The organism is Lacinutrix sp. 5H-3-7-4 (assembly GCF_000211855.2).
GTDB lineage: Bacteria > Bacteroidota > Bacteroidia > Flavobacteriales > Flavobacteriaceae > Lacinutrix.
In genome coordinates this window covers 2,045,531-2,066,104 of record NC_015638.1, presented here as the reverse complement: position 1 = coordinate 2,066,104, position 20,574 = coordinate 2,045,531, and the positions used below count along the sequence as shown (strand labels likewise).

Genomic DNA, 20,574 nt, shown 5'->3' with positions numbered 1-20,574 from the left:
TTTTGATTAATAATTAAAATTTATTTTAAAATAATTTAAAATAGAAAATTATTATTTTTAATTCTGTTATTAAAAAATCCCCAAATAGTTATTTGGGGATTTTTTAATATTTAATTAAGCTTGACCAGTTGGCCCAAAATTTAATGGTATAGGTGGTTGTTCATAATCTTTAATTTCTCCATGTGCTTTTTCAAATCGCTGTACATTATCGTTTAAAGCTTTTAATAAACGTTTTGCATGTTGTGGTGTTAATATAATTCTAGATTTTACTTTACTTTTTGGTGCGCCAGGCATAATACTTACAAAGTCTACAACAAACTCTGAAACCGAATGATTTATTATCGCCAAATTAGAATAAGTACCTTCTGCTACTTTTTCATCTAACTCTATATTAATCTGTCCTTGTTTTGGTTTTTTATTTTGATTATCGTCCATAATTTTTTTGTGTTTAACAAAGAATCCCGCTATTAAGCAGGATTCTTTTCAATTATTATATTAAAGTTAAATTACTAATTATAATTTACTTCTTGTTTAGCTTGCATCATTTGATCAAACTCTTCTTTAGACCCTACAATTATGTTTTCGTAAGAACGCATACCAGTACCAGCTGGAATTCTATGTCCTACAATTACATTTTCTTTTAAGCCTTCTAAAGAATCAACTTTACCTGCTACAGCTGCTTCGTTAAGAACTTTTGTTGTTTCTTGGAACGATGCTGCAGAAATAAACGACTTAGTCTGTAAAGATGCACGTGTAATACCTTGTAGTATTGGTGTTGCTGTTGCTGGTCTCGCATCACGAGCTTCAACTAAAGCTTTATCTTCACGACGTAATAAAGAATTTTCATCTCTTAATTCGAACGACGTTATAATTTGTCCTTCTTTTAATTTAGAAGATTCTCCAGCATTTTCAACTACTTTCTTACCAAAAATAGCATCGTTTTCTTCGATAAAATCAGATTTATGAGCTAATTGATCTTCTAAGAAAATTGTATCTCCAGAATCAATTATCTTAACTTTTCTCATCATTTGTCTTACAACAACTTCGAAGTGCTTATCGTTAATTTTTACACCTTGTAAACGGTATACTTCTTGAACTTCGTTAACTAAGTATTGTTGTACCGCTGCTGGTCCTTTTATGTTTAAGATATCGTTTGGAGTTATAGAACCGTCTGATAAAGGCATACCTGCTTTAACAAAATCGTTTTCTTGTACAAGAATCTGACTTGATAATTTTACTAAGTACTTTTTAACATCTCCTAGTTTAGACTCTACAATAATCTCACGATTACCTCTTTTAATTTTTCCAAAAGAAACAACACCATCAATTGCACTTACTACTGCTGGATTAGATGGATTACGAGCTTCAAATAACTCTGTTACTCTTGGTAAACCACCTGTAATATCTCCTGCTTTAGCAGATTTACGAGGAATTTTAACTAAGACTTTACCAATCTCAACTTTTTCTCCATCGTCAATCATTATGTGCGCACCTACTGGTAAGTTGTAAGAACGAATTGCTTCACCATTACCGTCTTCAACAATAAGTGTTGGAATTAATTTTTTGTTTCTAGATTCTGAAATTACTTTTTCTTGGAAACCTGTTTGCTCATCAATTTCTACTTGGTAAGTAACACCTTGTTCGATATTTTCATATCTTACTTTTCCTGCAAATTCAGAAATAATTACACCGTTATATGGATCCCATTGACAAACAACATCTCCCGTTTTAAGTTCATCTCCACTCTTTATAAAGATTGTAGAACCATAAGGAATATTATTTGTACTAAGTGTAATTCCGGTTTTCTTATCTATTAACTTTAACTCTGATGTACGAGATATAACGATATCAATTTCGTTTCCTTCGCTATCTGTACCTTTTACAGTTTTAAGTTCTTCTATTTCGGCAACTCCATCAAATTTAGCTACTAGCTTGTTTTCTTCTGAAATGTTTCCTGCAATACCTCCTACGTGGAACGTACGAAGTGTTAACTGCGTACCAGGTTCTCCAATAGATTGAGCTGCTACAACTCCTACTGCTTCACCTCTTTGAACCATTTTATTAGTTGCTAAGTTTCTACCGTAACATTGTGCACAGATACCTTTTTTAGCTTCACAACTTAATGGTGAACGAACTTCTACAGAGTCTACTGGTGAATTTTCAATTTTATCTGCAATTGACTCATCAATTAATTTTCCAGACTCAACTAATAATTCTTCAGTTAATGGGTTGTAAACATCATTAAGTGCAACACGTCCTAAGACACGAGCTCCTAATTTTTCAACAACTTCATCATTTTTCTTAAGTGCAGAAACTTCTACACCTCTTAAAGTACCACAATCTACACTGTTTACAATTACATCTTGAGATACATCTACTAAACGACGTGTTAAGTAACCGGCATCGGCAGTTTTAAGTGCGGTATCGGCAAGACCTTTACGTGCACCGTGCGTTGATATAAAGTATTCTAAAATTGAAAGACCTTCTTTAAAGTTAGAAAGAATTGGATTTTCAATAATAGATCCTCCACCTGCTGTAGATTTTTTAGGCTTTGCCATTAATCCACGCATACCTGTAAGCTGGCGAATCTGTTCTTTAGATCCACGGGCTCCAGAATCAAGCATCATAAATACCGAGTTAAATCCTTGTTGATCTTCTCTAATACGCTTCATAGACAACTCTGTCAATTCTGCATTTGTTGAAGTCCAAATATCAATTACCTGGTTATAACGTTCGTTATTTGTAATTAATCCCATGTTATAGTTACCAGTAATACCATCAACTTTAGCATTTGCTGCATCAATCATTGATTGTTTTTCTGGTGGGATAATAATATCTCCTAAACTAAATGATAAACCACCTCTAAAGGCAAAATTATATCCTAAAGTTTTTATTTCATCTAAGAAAGCAGCTGTTTCTGGTACACTAGTTACTTTTAAAATATCTCCAATAATATCTCTTAAAGATTTTTTAGTAAGTACTTGGTTAATAAAACCTGCTGCTGCTGGTACTTTTTCGTTAAATAATACACGACCTGTAGTTGTTTCTACTATTTGCGGTACTAATTCTCCATCTTTATTAAAGTCTATAGTTCTTACTTTTATTTGTGCATTTAAATCTACACGCTTTTCATTGTAAGCTATTGTTACTTCCTCTGCAGAGTAAAAAGTTAAACCTTGTCCTTTTACTGGAACTTCTGGAGTAGATGTACGTAATTTGGTCATATAATATAACCCAAGTACCATATCCTGAGAAGGTACAGTTACTGGAGCACCATTTGCAGGATTTAAGATATTATGAGACGCTAACATTAATAATTGCGCTTCAAGAATAGCTTCTGGTCCTAATGGTAAGTGAACAGCCATTTGATCTCCATCAAAATCGGCATTAAATGCCGCACATGCTAATGGGTGTAATTGTATAGCTTTACCTTCAATAAGTTTAGGTTGGAATGCTTGTATACCTAAACGGTGCAGCGTAGGCGCACGGTTTAGTAATACTGGATGTCCTTTAAGAACGTTTTCCAAAATATCCCAAACTACAGGTTCTTTTTTATCTATAATTTTCTTTGCAGATTTTACAGTTTTTACAATACCTCTTTCTATTAATTTACGAATAATAAAAGGCTTATAAAGTTCTGCTGCCATATTTTTAGGCAATCCACATTCAAATAATTTTAATTCTGGTCCAACAACAATTACAGAACGTGCAGAATAATCAACACGCTTACCAAGTAAGTTTTGACGGAAACGTCCTTGCTTACCTTTAAGTGAATCTGATAATGATTTTAATGGTCTGTTAGAATCTGTTTTTACTGCAGATGATTTACGTGTGTTGTCAAATAATGAATCTACAGATTCTTGTAACATACGTTTTTCATTACGTAAAATAACTTCTGGTGCTTTTATTTCAACTAGTCTTTTAAGACGGTTGTTACGAATAATTACACGACGGTAAAGATCATTTAAATCTGAAGTTGCAAAACGTCCACCATCTAAAGGCACTAATGGTCTTAATTCTGGTGGAATAATTGGCACTACCTTCATGATCATCCATTCTGGACGATTCTCACGATTTTGGTTAGACTCACGTAAAGCTTCTACTACCTGAAGTCTTTTTAAAGCTTCAGTTTTACGTTGTTTAGACGTTTCTGTATTTGCTTTGTGACGTAATTCAAAAGATAAAATATCTAAATCTATACGTGCTAATAAATCGATTAGACATTCAGCTCCCATTTTAGCTATAAACTTGTTAGGGTCTGTGTCTTCTAAATAGTTATTATCCTGCGGAAGCGTTTCTAGAATATTTAAGTATTCTTCTTCTGTTAAGAAATCCATTTTTTGTAATGGTTCTCCTTCTGCATTTTTAGCATTACCAGGTTGGATTACTACATATCTTTCGTAGTATATAATCATATCTAATTTCTTAGATGGTAATCCTAATAAGTAACCTATTTTATTTGGTAAAGAACGGAAGTACCAGATATGAGCAACAGGCACAACAAGGTTGATGTGTCCTACTCTATCACGACGTACTTTCTTTTCTGTTACTTCTACACCACAACGGTCACAAACAATACCTTTGTAGCGAATTCTTTTATATTTACCACAAGCACATTCATAGTCTTTTACAGGACCAAAAATACGCTCACAGAATAAACCATCTCTTTCTGGTTTATGTGTACGATAATTAATAGTTTCTGGCTTTAAAACTTCACCTCTAGATTCTGCTAAAATAGATTCTGGTGATGCTAAACCAATTGAGATTTTGTTAAATCTCTGTACTGTATTCTTATCTTGCTTTCTTGCCATTTGTTCTAGTATTCAGTACTCAGTATTCAGTCTACATTTTACTGTAGACTGATAACTGATTACTAGTTTTTTTATTCTTCTAATCTAATGTCTAATCCTAATCCTTTTAATTCGTGCATAAGTACGTTAAAAGATTCTGGTAATCCTGGATCTGGCATTGGTTCACCTTTTACGATTGCTTCGTAAGTTTTGGCTCTACCAACTACATCATCAGATTTTACTGTTAAGATTTCTCTTAGGGTGCTTGATGCTCCATAAGCTTCAAGTGCCCAAACCTCCATCTCACCAAAACGTTGACCACCAAATTGTGCTTTACCACCTAATGGTTGTTGTGTAATTAATGAGTATGGTCCAATAGAACGTGCGTGCATTTTATCGTCTACCATATGCCCTAATTTAAGCATGTAGATTACTCCAACTGTTGCTGGTTGGTCAAAACGCTCTCCTGTTCCACCATCGTATAAGTAAGTATGACCGTATCTTGGAATTCCAGCTTCATCTGTAAATTCATTAATTTGATCTATAGAAGCACCGTCAAATATTGGTGTTGCGTATGTTCTTCCTAAATCTTGTCCAGCCCATCCAAGTACTGTTTCGTAAATTTGCCCAATGTTCATACGCGATGGTACACCTAATGGGTTTAATACGATATCTACTGGCGTTCCGTCTTCTAAGAAAGGCATATCTTCTTGACGAACGATACGTGCAACAATACCTTTGTTACCGTGACGTCCTGCCATTTTATCTCCTACTTTTAACTTACGTTTTTTAGCAATATATACTTTTGCTAATTTTATAATTCCTGCTGGTAATTCATCACCTACAGAAATTGTAAATTTCTCACGACGTAGAGAACCTTGTAAATCGTTCTCTTTTATTTTATAGTTGTGAATTAAATCTGCAACTAATTTATTTGTATGGTCATCAGTCGTCCAAGTTCCACCTGTTAAGTGCGTATAATCATCAACAGCATTTAACATTTTAAGTGTGAATTTTTTACCTTTTGGTAAAACTTCTTCTCCTAAATCATTAAATATACCTTGTGAAGTTTTTCCGTTTACAATAGCAAATAGTTTTTCAACTAATACAGATTGTAATTCATCAAACTTGATATTGTATACTGTTTCTAATTGTGCAATATCTTCTTTATCTTGAGCTCTCTTACGTTTATCTTTGATTGCTCTAGAAAATAATTTTTTATTAATTACTACACCGTGTAATGATGGAGAAGCTTTTAATGATGCATCTTTAACATCTCCTGCTTTATCTCCAAAGATTGCACGTAGTAATTTTTCTTCTGGTGTTGGATCGCTTTCTCCTTTAGGAGTAATTTTTCCAATAAGAATATCTCCTGGTTTAACTTCTGCACCAATACGAATCATTCCGTTTTCATCTAAGTCTTTTGTAGCCTCTTCTGAAACATTAGGAATATCGTTAGTTAATTCTTCGTTACCTAATTTTGTATCTCTTACGTCTAAAGAATATTCATCAATATGAATTGATGTGAATATGTCTTCACGAACAACTTTTTCTGAAATTACAATTGCATCCTCAAAGTTATACCCTTTCCAAGGCATAAAGGCTACTTTCATATTTCGACCTAAAGCTAATTCTCCATTTTGTGTTGCGTAACCTTCAGATAAAACTTGGCCTTTTTTAACTTTATCACCTTTTTTAACAATTGGCTTTAAGTTAATAGAAGTACCTTGGTTTGTTTTTCTGAATTTTACTAATGGGTAAGATTTCACATCGCTGTCAAAACTTACTTTAGCTTCATCTTCTGTTCTTTCGTACTTGATTATAATTTCTTTTGCATCAACATACTCTACAACTCCATTTCCTTCAGCATTAATTAATACACGAGAATCTGATGCTACTTGTCTTTCTAATCCTGTTCCAACAATTGGTGCTTGCGGACGTAATAATGGTACGGCTTGACGCATCATGTTAGATCCCATTAATGCACGGTTGGCATCATCATGTTCTAAAAACGGAATTAAAGAGGCAGATATTGAAGAAATCTGGTTTGGTGCAACATCTGTATAATGAATGTCTTTTGGATCCATTACCGGGAAGTCACCTTCCATACGAGCAATTACTTTGTCGTGTAGGATTTTTCCGTTTTCATCTACATCTACAGTTGCTTGCGCAATTAATTTTTCTTCTTCTTCTTCTGCACTTAAATATGTTGGTGTACTTTTAATATCTACTACACCATCTGTAACTTTTCTATAAGGTGTTTCAATGAATCCCATAGAGTTTACTTTAGCGTAAACAGATAATGAAGAGATTAATCCAATGTTTGGTCCTTCTGGAGTTTCAATTGGACAAAGTCTTCCGTAGTGAGTATAGTGAACATCACGAACCTCGAATCCTGCTCTTTCTCTAGATAAACCTCCAGGTCCTAAAGCTGATAAACGACGTTTGTGTGTAATCTCGGCTAATGGATTGGTTTGATCCATAAATTGAGATAACTGGTTTGTACCAAAGAAAGAATTAATTACAGACGATAATGTCTTTGCATTAATTAAGTCGATAGGTGTAAATACCTCGTTATCACGAACGTTCATACGCTCACGAATTGTACGTGCCATACGAGCAAGACCAACACCAAATTGAGAAGATAATTGTTCTCCTACTGTACGTACACGACGGTTAGATAAGTGATCAATATCATCAATCTCTGCTTTAGAGTTAATAAGCTCGATTAAATATTTTATTATTGTAATGATATCTTCTTTGGTAAGCACTTGCTTATCCATACCGATATCTAATTGTAATTTTTTATTCATTCTATAACGACCTACTTCTCCAAGAGAGTAACGTTGGTCACTAAAGAATAATTTATCTATAATACCACGAGCTGTTTCCTCATCTGGCGGTTCTGCATTACGTAGTTGTCTATAGATGTGTTCTACGGCTTCTTTTTCAGAGTTTGTTGGATCTTTTTGAAGCGTATTATGTATAATTGCGTAATCTCCTTGTTGTGCAGTTTCTTTATGTAAAAGAATAGTTTTTACACCTATTTCAAGAATTTCTTCAATGTTATCTTTATCTAATTCTGTATCACGGTCTAAGACAATCTCATTACGCTCAATAGATACTACTTCTCCTGTATCTTCATCAACAAAATCTTCATACCATGTATTTAATACACGTGCAGCTAATTTTCTTCCTAAAACTTTTTTAAGTCCAGATTTAGAAACTTTAACCTCTTCGGCTAAGTCGAAAATTTCAAGAATATCTTTATCTCTTTCGAAACCGATTGCTCTAAATAATGTTGTAACAGGTAACTTTTTTTTACGGTCGATGTATGCATACATCACTTGGTTGATATCTGTAGCAAATTCAATCCAAGAACCTTTAAAAGGTATTACTCTTGCTGAATATAATTTTGTTCCATTAGCATGGAATGATTGTCCAAAAAATACACCTGGAGATCTATGTAATTGAGATACTACTACACGTTCAGCACCGTTGATACAAAAAGTACCAGAAGGTGTCATGTAAGGTATTGTTCCTAAATACACATCTTGAACTATGGTTTCGAAATCTTCATGTTCAGGATCTGTACAATATAGTTTTAACCTTGCTTTTAATGGAACGCTATACGTAAGTCCTCTTTCTATACACTCTTCAATAGCATATCTTGGTGGGTCGACGAAATAATCTAAGAATTCTAATACGAATTGATTACGTGTGTCTGTGATTGGAAAGTTCTCCATGAAGGTATTATACAATCCTTCATTACCTCTTTCTTCAGATTTTGTTTCAAGTTGGAAAAAATCCTGGAAGGATTTTATTTGAATATCCATGAAATCTGGATATTCAGTTCTATTAATAATAGACGAGAAATTTAATCTTTCAGCTTGTGTTACTAACATCAATGGACGAAATTTTGATTAAAAAAAATTGGTTTGTACATAGTATTACCTATATACGACAAATGGTCTAGGTCTTAGAGCACTTGCTCCAGACCTAAACCTTTGTTAATTATGGTTGTTAAGCTTACTTAAGCTCAACCTCTGCTCCTGCCTCTTCTAACTGAGACTTTAAAGCTTCTGCTTCATCTTTAGATACTGCTTCTTTGATTGCACTTGGTGCTTCATCAACTAAACCTTTAGCTTCTTTTAATCCTAAACCAGTTAATTCTTTAACTAACTTTACTACAGCTAACTTAGCGCTACCTGGAGCTTTTAAGATTACATCAAACTCAGTTTGCTCTTCAGCAGCGTCTCCACCACCTGCAACTGGTCCAGCCATAGCTACTGCAGCTGCAGCAGGCTCAATACCGTATTCATCTTTTAATATAGTTGCTAACTCATTTACTTCTTTTACTGTAAGGTTAACTAACTGTTCTGCGAAATCTTTTAAATCTGCCATTTGTAATAATTTTTTAATTTTAATATTTAAGTGTAAAGTGCGTACTTTTTAAATTATCCCTCTTTTTGAGATAATGTTTTAAGAATTCCTGAAAGTTTTCCTCCGCTTGATTTAAGTGCAGAAACAACATTCTTAGCAGGAGATTGTAATAATCCAATTATATCTCCAATTAATTCTTCTTTAGATTTGATATCAACTAACATATCTAGTTGCTCATCTCCAATATAAACTGCTTCCTCAATAAATGCTCCTTTTAATAAAGGTTTTTCAGATTTTTTACGGAACGCTTTAATTACTTTTGCTGGCGCATTACCAGTCTCAGAATACATTACTGATGTATTTCCTTTAAGCGTTGATGGTAAGTCTCCAAAATCTTTATCTGAAGCTTCCATTGCTTTTTCAAGTAATGTGTTTTTTACTACTGCTAGTTTTACGTTTGCTTTAAAACAAGCACGACGTAAATCTGAAGTACTACCTGCATTTAAACCTGATATATCAGCTAAATAAATATTAGCATTATCGGCTAATTGTGCAGTTAATTCTTCTATAACTTGTGATTTTTCTTCTCTTGTCATGATATAAAGTTATTTAACTACTAACCGATTTTTGTATCAACTGCTATACTAGGACTCATTGTAGAAGACATATAAATGCTCTTTACATATACTCCTTTCGCCGCAGTTGGTTTCAGTTTCATTAATGTTGTTAATAATTCGTTTGCATTACCTGCAATTTTATCTGCACTAAAAGATGCTTTACCAATTGCTGCATGTACGATACCTGTTTTATCAACTTTAAAGTCAATTTTACCAGCCTTAACCTCTGTTACCGCTTTAGCGATATCCATAGTTACTGTACCTGTTTTTGGGTTAGGCATTAAACCACGAGGACCTAATACACGTCCTAAAGGACCTAACTTACCCATTACACTTGGCATTGTAATAATTACATCTACATCTGTCCATCCACCTTTGATTTTATCAAGGTATTCTTGAAGACCTACATAATCTGCTCCAGCTTCTTTAGCTTCTGCTTCTTTATCTGGAGTTACTAATGCTAAAACTTTTACATCTTTACCAGTACCATGAGGAAGAGATACTACACCTCTTACCATTTGGTTAGCTTTTCTAGGATCTACTCCTAAACGCACTGCTAAATCAACAGATGCATCAAACTTTGTGTTGGTAATTTCTTTTATTAATGCTGAAGCTTCTTGAACTGAATATACTTTATCCTTTTCTAATTTTGCTACAGCTTCTTTACGTTTCTTTGTTAATCTTGCCATCTCTTTTAAATCTTTTTAGGTTAATTTGGTGCGTCTCCACCTTTAACAGTTATACCCATAGATCTTGCTGTTCCAGCAATCATTTTCATTGCAGAGTCGATAGTAAATGCGTTTAAATCTACCATTTTATCTTCTGCAATAGTTTTGATTTGATCCCAAGAAACCTTTGCTACTTTACGTACGTGAGGTTCACCTGATCCTTTTTTCACCTTGGCCGCTTCTAATAATTGTACTGCAGCTGGAGGAGTTTTAATTACAAAGTCAAATGATTTGTCTTTGTAAACTGAGATTACAACTGGTAATACTTTACCAGCTTTATCTTGTGTTCTAGCATTAAACTGCTTACAGAACTCCATGATATTAACTCCAGCAGCACCTAAAGCGGGTCCAACCGGTGGCGACGGATTCGCTGCACCTCCCCTTACTTGTAACTTAACTACTTTACCTAATTCTTTTGCCATTTTTAATAATTTAGTTCGGTATCGATTTTCAATTGGAAGCGAAAATCAATCCCATCTTTATTGTAACAATTATTATATTTTTTCAACTTGCATGTAACTTAATTCAAGTGGTGTTTTTCTTCCAAAAATCTTAACCATTACTTCAAGCTTACGTTTTTCTTCGTTTATATTTTCTATTGTACCATCAAATCCATTAAAAGGACCATCAATAACCTTAACTGTTTCCCCTTTTGTGTAAGGAATTGCAACATTTGTATCTGCCTCTACAGTTAATTCATCTACTTTACCTAACATTCTATTAACTTCAGATTGTCTTAATGGTAAAGGATCACCTCCTTTTGTAGCTCCTAAAAAACCTATAACATTTGTAATACCTTTAATAATATGCGGCACTTCACCTGTTAAATTTGCTTTTATCATTATGTAACCACTAAAATAAACTTTCTCTTTGTTTATTTTTTTACCGTTACGTATTTGAACTACATTTTCTGTTGGTACCAATACTTGTTCTACATAATCTTGTAAACCAAGTCTAGCTATTTCGTTTTCTATATAAGTTTTTATCTTATTTTCTTGACCACTTACAGCTCTAACAACATACCATTTTTTCTCTCCAACTTCTGCCATAATAATCTTAGTTTACAAAATTATTAAAATAGAAACCTATCACTTTACTGAATACAGTATCAATTCCCCATATAGCTAATGAAAAAACAATTGAAAACACAGCAACTAAAATAGTTAAGCTTTGAACTTCTGACCAAGGAGTCCATGTTACATTGTTTTTTAACTCTCCAAATGATTCCTTTATATAATTTACTATTCCAGCCATTTTTAATGTTTTGTTTTACTAACACTTGTTTTACAAGCATTTAATTTGTGTAAGAGTTAAAAGCTAAAACTATAACTCTCTAAGCACGGGTTGAGAGACTCGAACTCCCGACACCTGGTTTTGGAGACCAGTGCTCTACCAACTGAGCTAAACCCGTAAATATAAGTCAAGGTGCCACGAATAACGGGACACCTTAACCTTTATATTTAAAAGACTAAAAAATTAGTCTAAAATCTCAGTTACCTGACCAGCTCCAACTGTTCTTCCTCCTTCACGGATAGCGAAACGAAGACCAACATTCATTGCAATTGTATTGATAAGCTCAACTGTGATTGTTAAGTTATCTCCTGGCATAACCATCTCAACTCCATCAGGAAGTGCAATGTTACCAGTTACATCAGTTGTACGTACGTAAAACTGTGGACGGTAGTTATTATGGAATGGAGTGTGACGTCCACCTTCTTCTTTTTTAAGGATATAAACCTCTGCTTTAAACTTAGCGTGTGGTGTTACAGAACCTGGCTTAGTAATAACCATACCTCTAGATATTTGAGACTTCTCAATACCTCTTAATAAGATACCAGCATTATCACCAGCTTCTCCTCTATCTAATATTTGACGGAACATCTCGATTCCTGTAATAGTAGAAGTTAATTTTTCTGCACCCATACCAATAATCTCTACAGGATCTCCAGTGTTAGCAATACCAGTTTCAATACGACCAGTTGCTACAGTACCACGTCCAGTAATAGAGAATACATCTTCGATTGGCATTAAGAAATCCTTATCTACTTCTCTTAAAGGCTCTTCAATCCAAGCATCAACTTGCTCCATTAATTCTAAAACAGTATCAACCCATTTTTGCTCACCATTTAAAGCTCCTAAAGCAGAACCAGATACTACAGGTCCATTATCACCATCATATTCGTAGAATGATAATAATTCACGAACTTCCATATCTACTAACTCTAATAACTCTTCATCATCAACCATATCCACTTTGTTTAAGAATACAACAATTCTTGGGATACCTACTTGACGACCTAATAAGATGTGCTCACGAGTTTGTGGCATAGGACCATCAGTCGCAGCTACTACTAAAATAGCACCATCCATTTGTGCAGCACCAGTTACCATGTTCTTAACATAATCGGCGTGACCTGGACAATCTACGTGTGCATAGTGACGGTTAGCTGTTTGATACTCTACGTGTGAAGTATTAATTGTAATACCTCTTTCTTTTTCTTCTGGAGCGTTATCGATAGTATCGAAATCTCTTGCTTCTGATAAACCTGCATCAGCTAATACTTTAGTAATAGCAGCAGTTAAAGTTGTTTTACCGTGATCTACGTGTCCAATTGTACCAATATTTAAGTGTGGTTTTGAACGATCGAAAGTTGCCTTTGCCATGTTTTAAATAATTTAATCTTAGTTATATAATAATATTAGTGTTCAAATTTTGTTTTTTAAAAAATCGAGCCAATGACGGGAATTGAACCCGTGACCTCTTCCTTACCAAGGAAACGCTCTACCTCTGAGCTACACCGGCTAAATATAGAGCGAGAGACCAGGTTCGAACTGGCGACATTCAGCTTGGAAGGCTGACGCTCTACCAACTGAGCTACTCTCGCAATTATTTAAATTCTCAAATTTAAAACTTACATTTTCTTGGTAAAAAATGTGGGGAGAGCAGGATTCGAACCTGCGAAGACGTAGTCAGCAGATTTACAGTCTGCCCTCGTTGGCCGCTTGAGTATCTCCCCAATTTTAAATTTTATTCAATTTTTTAAAGAACTTCAAAAAAGCTTTTACACTTTCTTAATTTTTAAGAGCCGATGGAGGGACTCGAACCCACGACCTGCTGATTACAAATCAGCTGCTCTAGCCAGCTGAGCTACATCGGCTTTTGTTACTTTTTTTACGTATAAAAAAAGCCCGCTATTTCTAACGGACTGCAAATGTAAATATTTATTTAGTTATTCAAAAATATTTTTCACAATTATTTTCATAAATGTGCTCTTAATTTCTCTTTTCTCTTTTTTAACTGCCTTTGAAGTGACGCTACAGCCATATCTGTACCTTCTTCAAAAGTTTTACATTGTTTCTTTATTACTAAGCTATCGCCTGGTACACTTACTTTTGCTTCGAATATTTTATTTTCTTTATCACTTGTGTTTTGAACTTTTAAAAATACATCGGATTTAATGACTTTATCGTAGTAGTTATCGAGTTTATCCATTCGTGTTTGAATGAAGTTTAACAGTTTTTGATCTGCATTGAAATTTACTGCTTGTGTGTTCACTTTCATAAGCATTGCTATTAATTAAGTTATACAATGGCTGTTATTTTTTACTTCTTGGGTGCGCTTTTAAGTAAACTTCTTTTAATTGAGCTATACTATTATGTGTATATACCTGTGTTGCTGCCAGGCTTGAATGCCCCAAGAGTTCTTTAACAGCATTTAAATCTGCACCTTGGTTTAATAAGTGTGTGGCAAATGAGTGCCTTAGTATATGTGGACTCTTTTTCACTTTATTGGATGCTAGACTAAAATACTCATTTATTATTCTGTAAACAAGAGTTTCGTAAATTTTAACGCCTCTTTTTGTTAAGAATAAATATTCTTGATCTTTTATGTTTTTTAATTCTTGTCGCTTTTCTATATATTGATTAATTGTTTTGTTTACGGAATCTAATAGTGGGACATAGCGTTCTTTATTTCTCTTTCCTAATACTTTAAGTGTTTTATTGGCTTGGTTAATGTCTTTTATTTTTAAATTAACTAGTTCTATGCGACGTATTCCTGTGGAATAAAACAGTTCTATTATTAGTTTGTTTCTTAAGCCTTTAAAATTGTTTTCGTGTTGCAAATCGTCTATCGCCATAGCTACTTCTGTTTGTGAGAATGGCACTTGTATTTTTTTGCTTGTTTTAAGTGCTTTATGTTTGGCTAAGGGATTTGTTTTTAATTGCTCTATTTTTAAGAGGAACTTATAATAGGTGTTTAATGCTGAGATTTTTCGGTTTATTGTTCTATTTGAAATTTTACTTTCTACTAATTGTACAATCCAGCTTCTTATTTGTGAGTAGTTAGCTGTTTTTATTGTGGTTGTTTCGTGATTTTTTTTTAGGTATTTTTGAAAAGCTTCTATATCTTTTGAATAGGCTTTTATTGTTAGCTGTGAATAGTTTCGTTCTAACTCTAGATAATCTACAAAAGCTTTTAAAGACATTTTTATGGGTTTGTTTTATAAATATAACAAATTTAAGCGGTTTTGTTTTTGGGTTTAAAACTGCTTTTTCTGGTATGCCTGCGTTAGGGATAGAGGCTTTGTTGAAGCTCTCCTGGCTTTTTTGCCTGGAAGCGACTGCCGATAGCCCGACCAATACATGCTTTTTTGCTTGTATTGGTAACGCCTTTATTTTATTCTTTAAATAGTGATGCGCGCTGACTTAGATCGTCGATTAATTTTTCTTCGTCTTCGCTTTCTAAAAGCACATTGTATGTTTTCCAGAATTCTTTGTTATATGGTTTTGGTGAAAATATATCCATATCCCATTTGTGTTGGAGTGCTGTTTCTATTTTTTCGTTATCTAAAATAATATCTGTAAATAGTATTTCTTGAACTGTATAATAGAAACGTTCTTCTTGGTTAAACCTTGATTCTAATTCTTCTTCGGCTTTGTTTTTGGGCTTAAAGCCTACGTTTACTAGTTTTGGTGTTTCGTAATAGATGTAACTTGGGTACATTTTTTCTTTGTACTCTTTATAGGTTATCTCTAGCTTGTGGTTTAGCTTGGTATCAAATAATCGTTTGCTTCGGCTTATTTGTTCGTTTGATGCTGCTATTAGCTCGTATTCTAATTTTTTAATGGCGTAATTGTCGTAGTATATATATACCCAACCTTGTGGCTCGAAACCTTCGTTGTAGATACCTTTTGTTCCTAATCCTACATATTCTTCTCCATTTAGTATTTGTATTTTATAGAGTTTACGCTCGTTATCTACTAATATTGTGTCTAGCTTAAACTGGTGTGTTTTTAATAAATTTTCTCCAAAGAGTGCTTTTTTTACGTTTGAATTTCTAAATATGTTTAGCTTGCCTTGAAAAATGTTTTGGAGTCCGTTAACTCGTTTATCATTCCATTTTATTGCTTTTTCTATTGAAGCTGTTTTAATCTGGCTTCTTTTTAAATTTCTGTAGTTTGTTCTTCTTTTTGTGGTTTGATTTAAGTAGGAAGCATATGCGAAAATACTATCGACATCTCGCAAATCATAACTTTTTCGCATTTGGTCTACATTGATTTTGAGATAGTCTTGTGCTGGAACACTATATCCTGAATCGTAAACTGAAATAGCGCTTTCTATTAACCATTTGAATTCTATTTTGTTTCTTTCTTTATGTCTTAAAAATCCTTTTTGTATGTATGATGAGTCTGGCATTGTTTCTGGCAATTGCCTTAATGCGCGTAGTACAATATCGTTTCCTGTTTTTGGTCTTGGGTCTGATTCTATTGTTACTTCATCTAGTGCGGCTACTTCTTCTATTAAATAGATTGGTGCTTGAGCATCGAATTGTGATATTGGAAACTTCTCGGTTGAGTATCCTATTGAGGATACAACTAGGGTATCGTTTATGTTTTCTTTTGGTACTTTTAGTGAAAAGTTACCATCTGCATTTGTTATTGTCCCAATTGCTGTGCCTTTTATATATACACTAGCACTTTCTACTGGTTCATCTTTTTGAAAATCGACAACTTTATTTTTTAATTCTACTTGTGAAAATGCAAGTGTTGTGCATAATAAAAATAGAATGTAGGTGATTTTGTTTGGGTGTTTCATTTTAAAAAAATAATAATGTGTTATACTTTATTACAACCTTTTCTATAAACGAAGTTATTTATAAATTATTGAATTATAAATTAAAACCCTTTAAATAAGGGTTTTAATTTATATAAAAATCGATTATAGGTATTACTATTTAAATAGTAATTAATGCTTAACTGCTGCCTTATATTCTTTTTTATCAATTACCATTTTAGCGAATTGGTAAACAATTTTCGCTAAAATTATAATTTACTTAGTGCTTAACTGCTGGCTTATATTCTTTTTTATCAATTACCATTTTAGCGATAATTTCTCTAAGAATTTCACTAGTTCCTCCTCCTATAGGTCCTAACCTACTATCACGCAATAAACGTGCCATTGGATACTCTTCCATATAACCATAACCTCCAAGCATTTGAAGGCATTGATAAATTACCTCGTCTGCCATTTTAGTTGAGCGCAGTTTTGATATGGTTGCTTCTTTTACAACGTATTCATTTTTATCTAATCGCGCTGCTACAGTGTAGTTAAATTCTTTACATACTTCCATATCTGCAAAACAATCTGCCATTGTATGACGTAATGCTTGAAACTTGTCTATAGATTTACCAAACGCTTGACGTTCTCCCATATATTTTACTGCATATTCTAAAGCAAATTCTGCTCTTGCATGTGCATTGATTCCCATAATTAAACGCTCGAATGCAAAGTGTTGCATAATGTATGGAAAACCTTTTCCTTCTTCTCCCATTAAGTGACTTGCTGGAATGGTAACATTATCGAATGCTATTTCTCCTGTATCACTTGCTCTCCAACCTAATTTATCTAGCTTGGTTGCACTTACGCCTTTTGCATCTCTATCTACAATAAACATGCTTATTCCTTTATTACCAAGCTCTGGACTTGTTTTGGCTGCTACAACTATATAATCGCTATACACGCCATTTGTAATAAATGTTTTTGAGCCATTTAAAACATAAGTATCACCTTTTTTAACTGCTGTAGTTCGCATTCCTGCTACATCACTACCTCCAAAAGGCTCCGTTACTGCCATGGCACCAATGTATTCTCCTGTAATACTTTTAGTTAGATATTTTTGTTTTATTTCTTCACTGCCTTCTGCGTTAACATGAGTCATAGCAAGGTAAGCGTGCGCCCACATTGCTGCTGCAAATCCTCCAGAATTAACTTTTTGTAATTCTTCTAAAAATATAACCGTATAAAATAAATCTAAATCCATCCCTCCATAGGCTTCTGGGTATGCAATACCAAAGAATCCCATTTCTCCAAATTTCTCCCAAATAAAATGTTCTATTTGTCCTGTTTTTTCCCATTTTTCGATATGAGGAACAACTTCCTTTTGAAGGAAATCTGCTAAACTTTGTCTAAATAAATTATGCTCTTCTGTGAAGTATCTGTTATCCATTTTATTATATTCTAATTAAGTTGTAAATATAACTTAATTATCTCTATTTTTTTAATAGGAAAGTCTTTAACTTTTATTAAATCGTCAAGAGAACGTATACCTTCATGTAGTGTTCTGTACTCTATAATATTATGGGCAATTTCGTAATCTATAAATCTAACCGTTACTAATTGTGCTTTTGTAGCTGTATTGATATTAACTTTATTTATTGCTTTTGGTGTTTTTAGTGTAAAAGACTTTTTAATTTCATCAATTGTTTCTGGTTTTAAGCCATATACTTCATTTAATTCTACCATAGAAATAAAGCCATTTTGTCTAGAACGGTATTTTATAATAGTATTTGCATAATACTCTCCTATGCCATATACTTTTTGAAGTTGAGCAGAAGTTGCTTTATTTATATCTATTTTCTCTTCTTCGGTTTTTGGTTTATTAGTATTGAAAGACTTTGTGTATTGTTTTTTAGCTTTAGGGTTTGTTACCCAATCTGGAAATTTAAAGTATGGTGATATTTTATTAAAGAGAGTATCTGAAATTTTAGTTACCTGCTGAAATTGTCTCGCTGAGTTTATCCATTGATTTTTAGCTCTAAATTTTAGTAATCTATCAATTTCTTTGTTAGACATTCCTAAAGTATAGCCTTTATAGTCGGTAATAAAATTAGGATTGAACGGATAAATTTTTGGCTTTCTATTTTCAATCTCTACTAATTTTAAAGAATCAATTTCTGCCTGAAACACTTCTAACTTTTTAGAATTAACAGCTATTTCTTTTGAATTAAAATCTACAAAAGCATAAACACATTGAAGCACAATAATTAAAAGTAACAATAAAAAAATCCCATTTCGTTGTTGTTTTGAAAACTTGAAATGGGATTTAAATGTCATAATTATATGTTTAATGCATAAGACAGAATGTATATTTTACATTTCTTCTCTTAAATCTGTTGCGCCATCTTCTATCGCTTCTTCTTTTTTATTTATAGCATTCATATATTTTGTAAGTTCTTTTTTAATTATTGGAGAAAGCATAACTACACCAATAATATTAGGAACTACCATTGCAAAAATCATAGCATCAGAGAAATCTATTACTGCTCCTAAACTAATTGAAGCTCCTACAATTACAAAAAATAAGAATAACACCTTATAAACTAAGTCTGTTATTTTTCCTTTTCCAAATAAGAATACCCAACCTTGCATACCGTAGTAAGACCAAGATATCATAGTACTAAAAGCAAATAATATAACTGCAATAGTTAATACAATTGAGAAATGAGGTATTACACTATCAAAAGCAGTAGCTGTAATTTCAACACCTTCTTTAATTTCTACTCCGTATTCTATAAATCCACCATCAAAATTAGTAATTACAATTACTAAAGCGGTCATTGTACAAATAACTACAGTATCTACAAATGGTTCTAATAATGCTACAATACCTTCACTTGCTGGATATTTAGTACGTACTGCAGAGTGAGCAATTGCTGCAGAACCAACTCCTGCTTCGTTAGAGAATGCACCACGACGCACACCTTGTATCATAACTCCAATTACACCACCTAAACCGGCTAACGGTGTAAATGCTCCACTAAAAATTGCTGCGAAAGCATCATCTATTAAAGTGAAATTAGCGAATAATATTATTAAAGCAGCTAATACATATATTCCAGCCATAAAAGGTACTACTTTTTCTGTTACAGATGCAATACGTTTTATTCCTCCAATAATTACAATCGCTACTAAAACGGCCATAACAATACCAAAGTACATACCAGCATTTTCTCCTGTTAAATTAAATAACTTTGTAAACTGTGCTGCTGCTTGGTTTGCTTGAAACATGTTACCACCACCAAATGATCCTCCAACTACAAATATTGCAAAAAGTACAGCTAAAACCTTACCAATTCCTCCTGCACCTTTTTCTTTTAATCCTTTAGTTAAGTAATACATTGGTCCTCCATAAACGGTACCATCTTCTCCTACATCTCTATATTTTACACCTAAAGTACATTCTGCAAACTTAGAAGCCATACCTAACAATCCTGCAACAATCATCCAGAATGTTGCTCCTGGACCACCAATTGATAGTGCTACTGCGACACCTGCAATATTACCTAATCCAACTGTTGCAGATAGGGCTGCTGTAAGTGCTTGGAAGTGAGAAACCTCACCGTCTGCACCTTCTTTTTTCATAGTTTCGATAATGTCTCCTCCAGGAGTTTGATCTCCATAAAGTGAATCTACACCATGTTTTTCGATATCTTCATATTTACCTTGAACTACTTTTATTGCGGTTCTAAAACCAGTAAAGTTGATAAACTTAAAATAAATAGTAAAAAATAAAGCTCCTCCAATTAATACTATTAATACCCAAGGAATTTTTATTGTGTCTGTAAATGGAATTTCTGAGAATATGCCTTCAACAAACCAGCCTGTATATTTTTTAAATGTCGCATCAATTTGGTCTGCTGTGCTGTCTTGTGCGAAAGTTAGAATTGGTATTATTAGTGTAAAAATTGAAAGAAGATACTTCTTCATAATTAGTT

General features: G+C 33.3%; 16 protein-coding genes and 5 tRNA genes. All 21 read right to left on the bottom strand.

Annotated features, from left to right (window positions below):
* Positions 1-114: 114 nt before the first annotated feature.
* The 21 genes from LACAL_RS09205 to LACAL_RS09105 all read right to left on the bottom strand — a co-directional run bounded on the left by LACAL_RS09205 (position 115) and on the right by LACAL_RS09105 (position 20,566).
* Positions 115-435: a DUF3467 domain-containing protein gene (locus tag LACAL_RS09205; RefSeq protein ID WP_013870453.1), complete on the bottom strand. Its 321-nt coding sequence runs from the start codon at positions 433-435 to the stop codon at positions 115-117.
* 74 nt (positions 436-509) lie between these two features.
* Complete coding sequence (gene rpoC, locus LACAL_RS09200; protein ID WP_013870452.1) at positions 510-4,811, bottom strand: DNA-directed RNA polymerase subunit beta'; 4,302 nt, start codon at positions 4,809-4,811, stop codon at positions 510-512.
* A 71-nt stretch (positions 4,812-4,882) separates the two neighbouring features.
* On the bottom strand, positions 4,883-8,695 hold the full coding sequence (gene rpoB / locus LACAL_RS09195) for a DNA-directed RNA polymerase subunit beta (RefSeq protein WP_013870451.1): 3,813 nt from the start codon (positions 8,693-8,695) through the stop codon (positions 4,883-4,885).
* 124 nt (positions 8,696-8,819) lie between these two features.
* Positions 8,820-9,194 (bottom strand): 50S ribosomal protein L7/L12, encoded by a 375-nt coding sequence (rplL, locus tag LACAL_RS09190; protein ID WP_013870450.1) that lies wholly within the window; start codon positions 9,192-9,194, stop codon positions 8,820-8,822.
* Between the two features lie 53 nt (positions 9,195-9,247).
* Positions 9,248-9,769, bottom strand: coding sequence for a 50S ribosomal protein L10 (gene rplJ, locus LACAL_RS09185; protein ID WP_013870449.1), 522 nt, complete (start codon positions 9,767-9,769; stop codon positions 9,248-9,250).
* Between the two features lie 20 nt (positions 9,770-9,789).
* Positions 9,790-10,479, bottom strand: coding sequence for a 50S ribosomal protein L1 (rplA, locus tag LACAL_RS09180; protein WP_013870448.1), 690 nt, complete (start codon positions 10,477-10,479; stop codon positions 9,790-9,792).
* A gap of 20 nt (positions 10,480-10,499) precedes the next feature.
* Positions 10,500-10,940, bottom strand: a complete 441-nt coding sequence (gene rplK / locus LACAL_RS09175) for a 50S ribosomal protein L11 (protein WP_013870447.1) — start codon at positions 10,938-10,940, stop codon at positions 10,500-10,502.
* Positions 10,941-11,012: 72 nt separating this feature from the next.
* Positions 11,013-11,567 (bottom strand): transcription termination/antitermination protein NusG, encoded by a 555-nt coding sequence (gene nusG, locus LACAL_RS09170; protein WP_013870446.1) that lies wholly within the window; start codon positions 11,565-11,567, stop codon positions 11,013-11,015.
* Positions 11,568-11,574: 7 nt separating this feature from the next.
* Entirely contained in the window at positions 11,575-11,772 is a 198-nt protein-coding gene (gene secE, locus LACAL_RS09165; RefSeq protein ID WP_013870445.1) for a preprotein translocase subunit SecE, read from the bottom strand.
* An 84-nt stretch (positions 11,773-11,856) separates the two neighbouring features.
* A tRNA-Trp gene (locus LACAL_RS09160) sits at positions 11,857-11,929 on the bottom strand.
* Positions 11,930-11,994: 65 nt separating this feature from the next.
* On the bottom strand, positions 11,995-13,182 hold the full coding sequence (gene tuf / locus LACAL_RS09155) for an elongation factor Tu (protein ID WP_013870444.1): 1,188 nt from the start codon (positions 13,180-13,182) through the stop codon (positions 11,995-11,997).
* A 67-nt stretch (positions 13,183-13,249) separates the two neighbouring features.
* Positions 13,250-13,321: transfer RNA gene (locus tag LACAL_RS09150), tRNA-Thr, on the bottom strand.
* 9 nt (positions 13,322-13,330) lie between these two features.
* Positions 13,331-13,403 (bottom strand) — tRNA-Gly (locus LACAL_RS09145).
* A gap of 50 nt (positions 13,404-13,453) precedes the next feature.
* A tRNA-Tyr gene (locus LACAL_RS09140) sits at positions 13,454-13,535 on the bottom strand.
* A 67-nt stretch (positions 13,536-13,602) separates the two neighbouring features.
* A tRNA-Thr gene (locus LACAL_RS09135) sits at positions 13,603-13,676 on the bottom strand.
* A 101-nt stretch (positions 13,677-13,777) separates the two neighbouring features.
* The gene (gene hpf / locus LACAL_RS09130; protein WP_013870443.1) at positions 13,778-14,080 is read right to left on the bottom strand and encodes a ribosome hibernation-promoting factor, HPF/YfiA family; all 303 of its coding nucleotides are present in this window, start codon (positions 14,078-14,080) and stop codon (positions 13,778-13,780) included.
* 34 nt (positions 14,081-14,114) lie between these two features.
* Positions 14,115-15,005, bottom strand: a complete 891-nt coding sequence (locus tag LACAL_RS09125; RefSeq protein ID WP_013870442.1) for a tyrosine-type recombinase/integrase — start codon at positions 15,003-15,005, stop codon at positions 14,115-14,117.
* Positions 15,006-15,196: 191 nt separating this feature from the next.
* Positions 15,197-16,615: a carboxypeptidase-like regulatory domain-containing protein gene (locus LACAL_RS09120; protein WP_013870441.1), complete on the bottom strand. Its 1,419-nt coding sequence runs from the start codon at positions 16,613-16,615 to the stop codon at positions 15,197-15,199.
* 238 nt (positions 16,616-16,853) lie between these two features.
* Positions 16,854-18,026 (bottom strand): acyl-CoA dehydrogenase family protein, encoded by a 1,173-nt coding sequence (locus tag LACAL_RS09115; RefSeq protein WP_013870440.1) that lies wholly within the window; start codon positions 18,024-18,026, stop codon positions 16,854-16,856.
* A gap of 11 nt (positions 18,027-18,037) precedes the next feature.
* Complete coding sequence (locus LACAL_RS09110; RefSeq protein ID WP_013870439.1) at positions 18,038-18,913, bottom strand: helix-hairpin-helix domain-containing protein; 876 nt, start codon at positions 18,911-18,913, stop codon at positions 18,038-18,040.
* Positions 18,914-18,949: 36 nt separating this feature from the next.
* Complete coding sequence (locus tag LACAL_RS09105; protein ID WP_013870438.1) at positions 18,950-20,566, bottom strand: sodium:alanine symporter family protein; 1,617 nt, start codon at positions 20,564-20,566, stop codon at positions 18,950-18,952.
* Positions 20,567-20,574 lie beyond the last annotated feature (8 nt).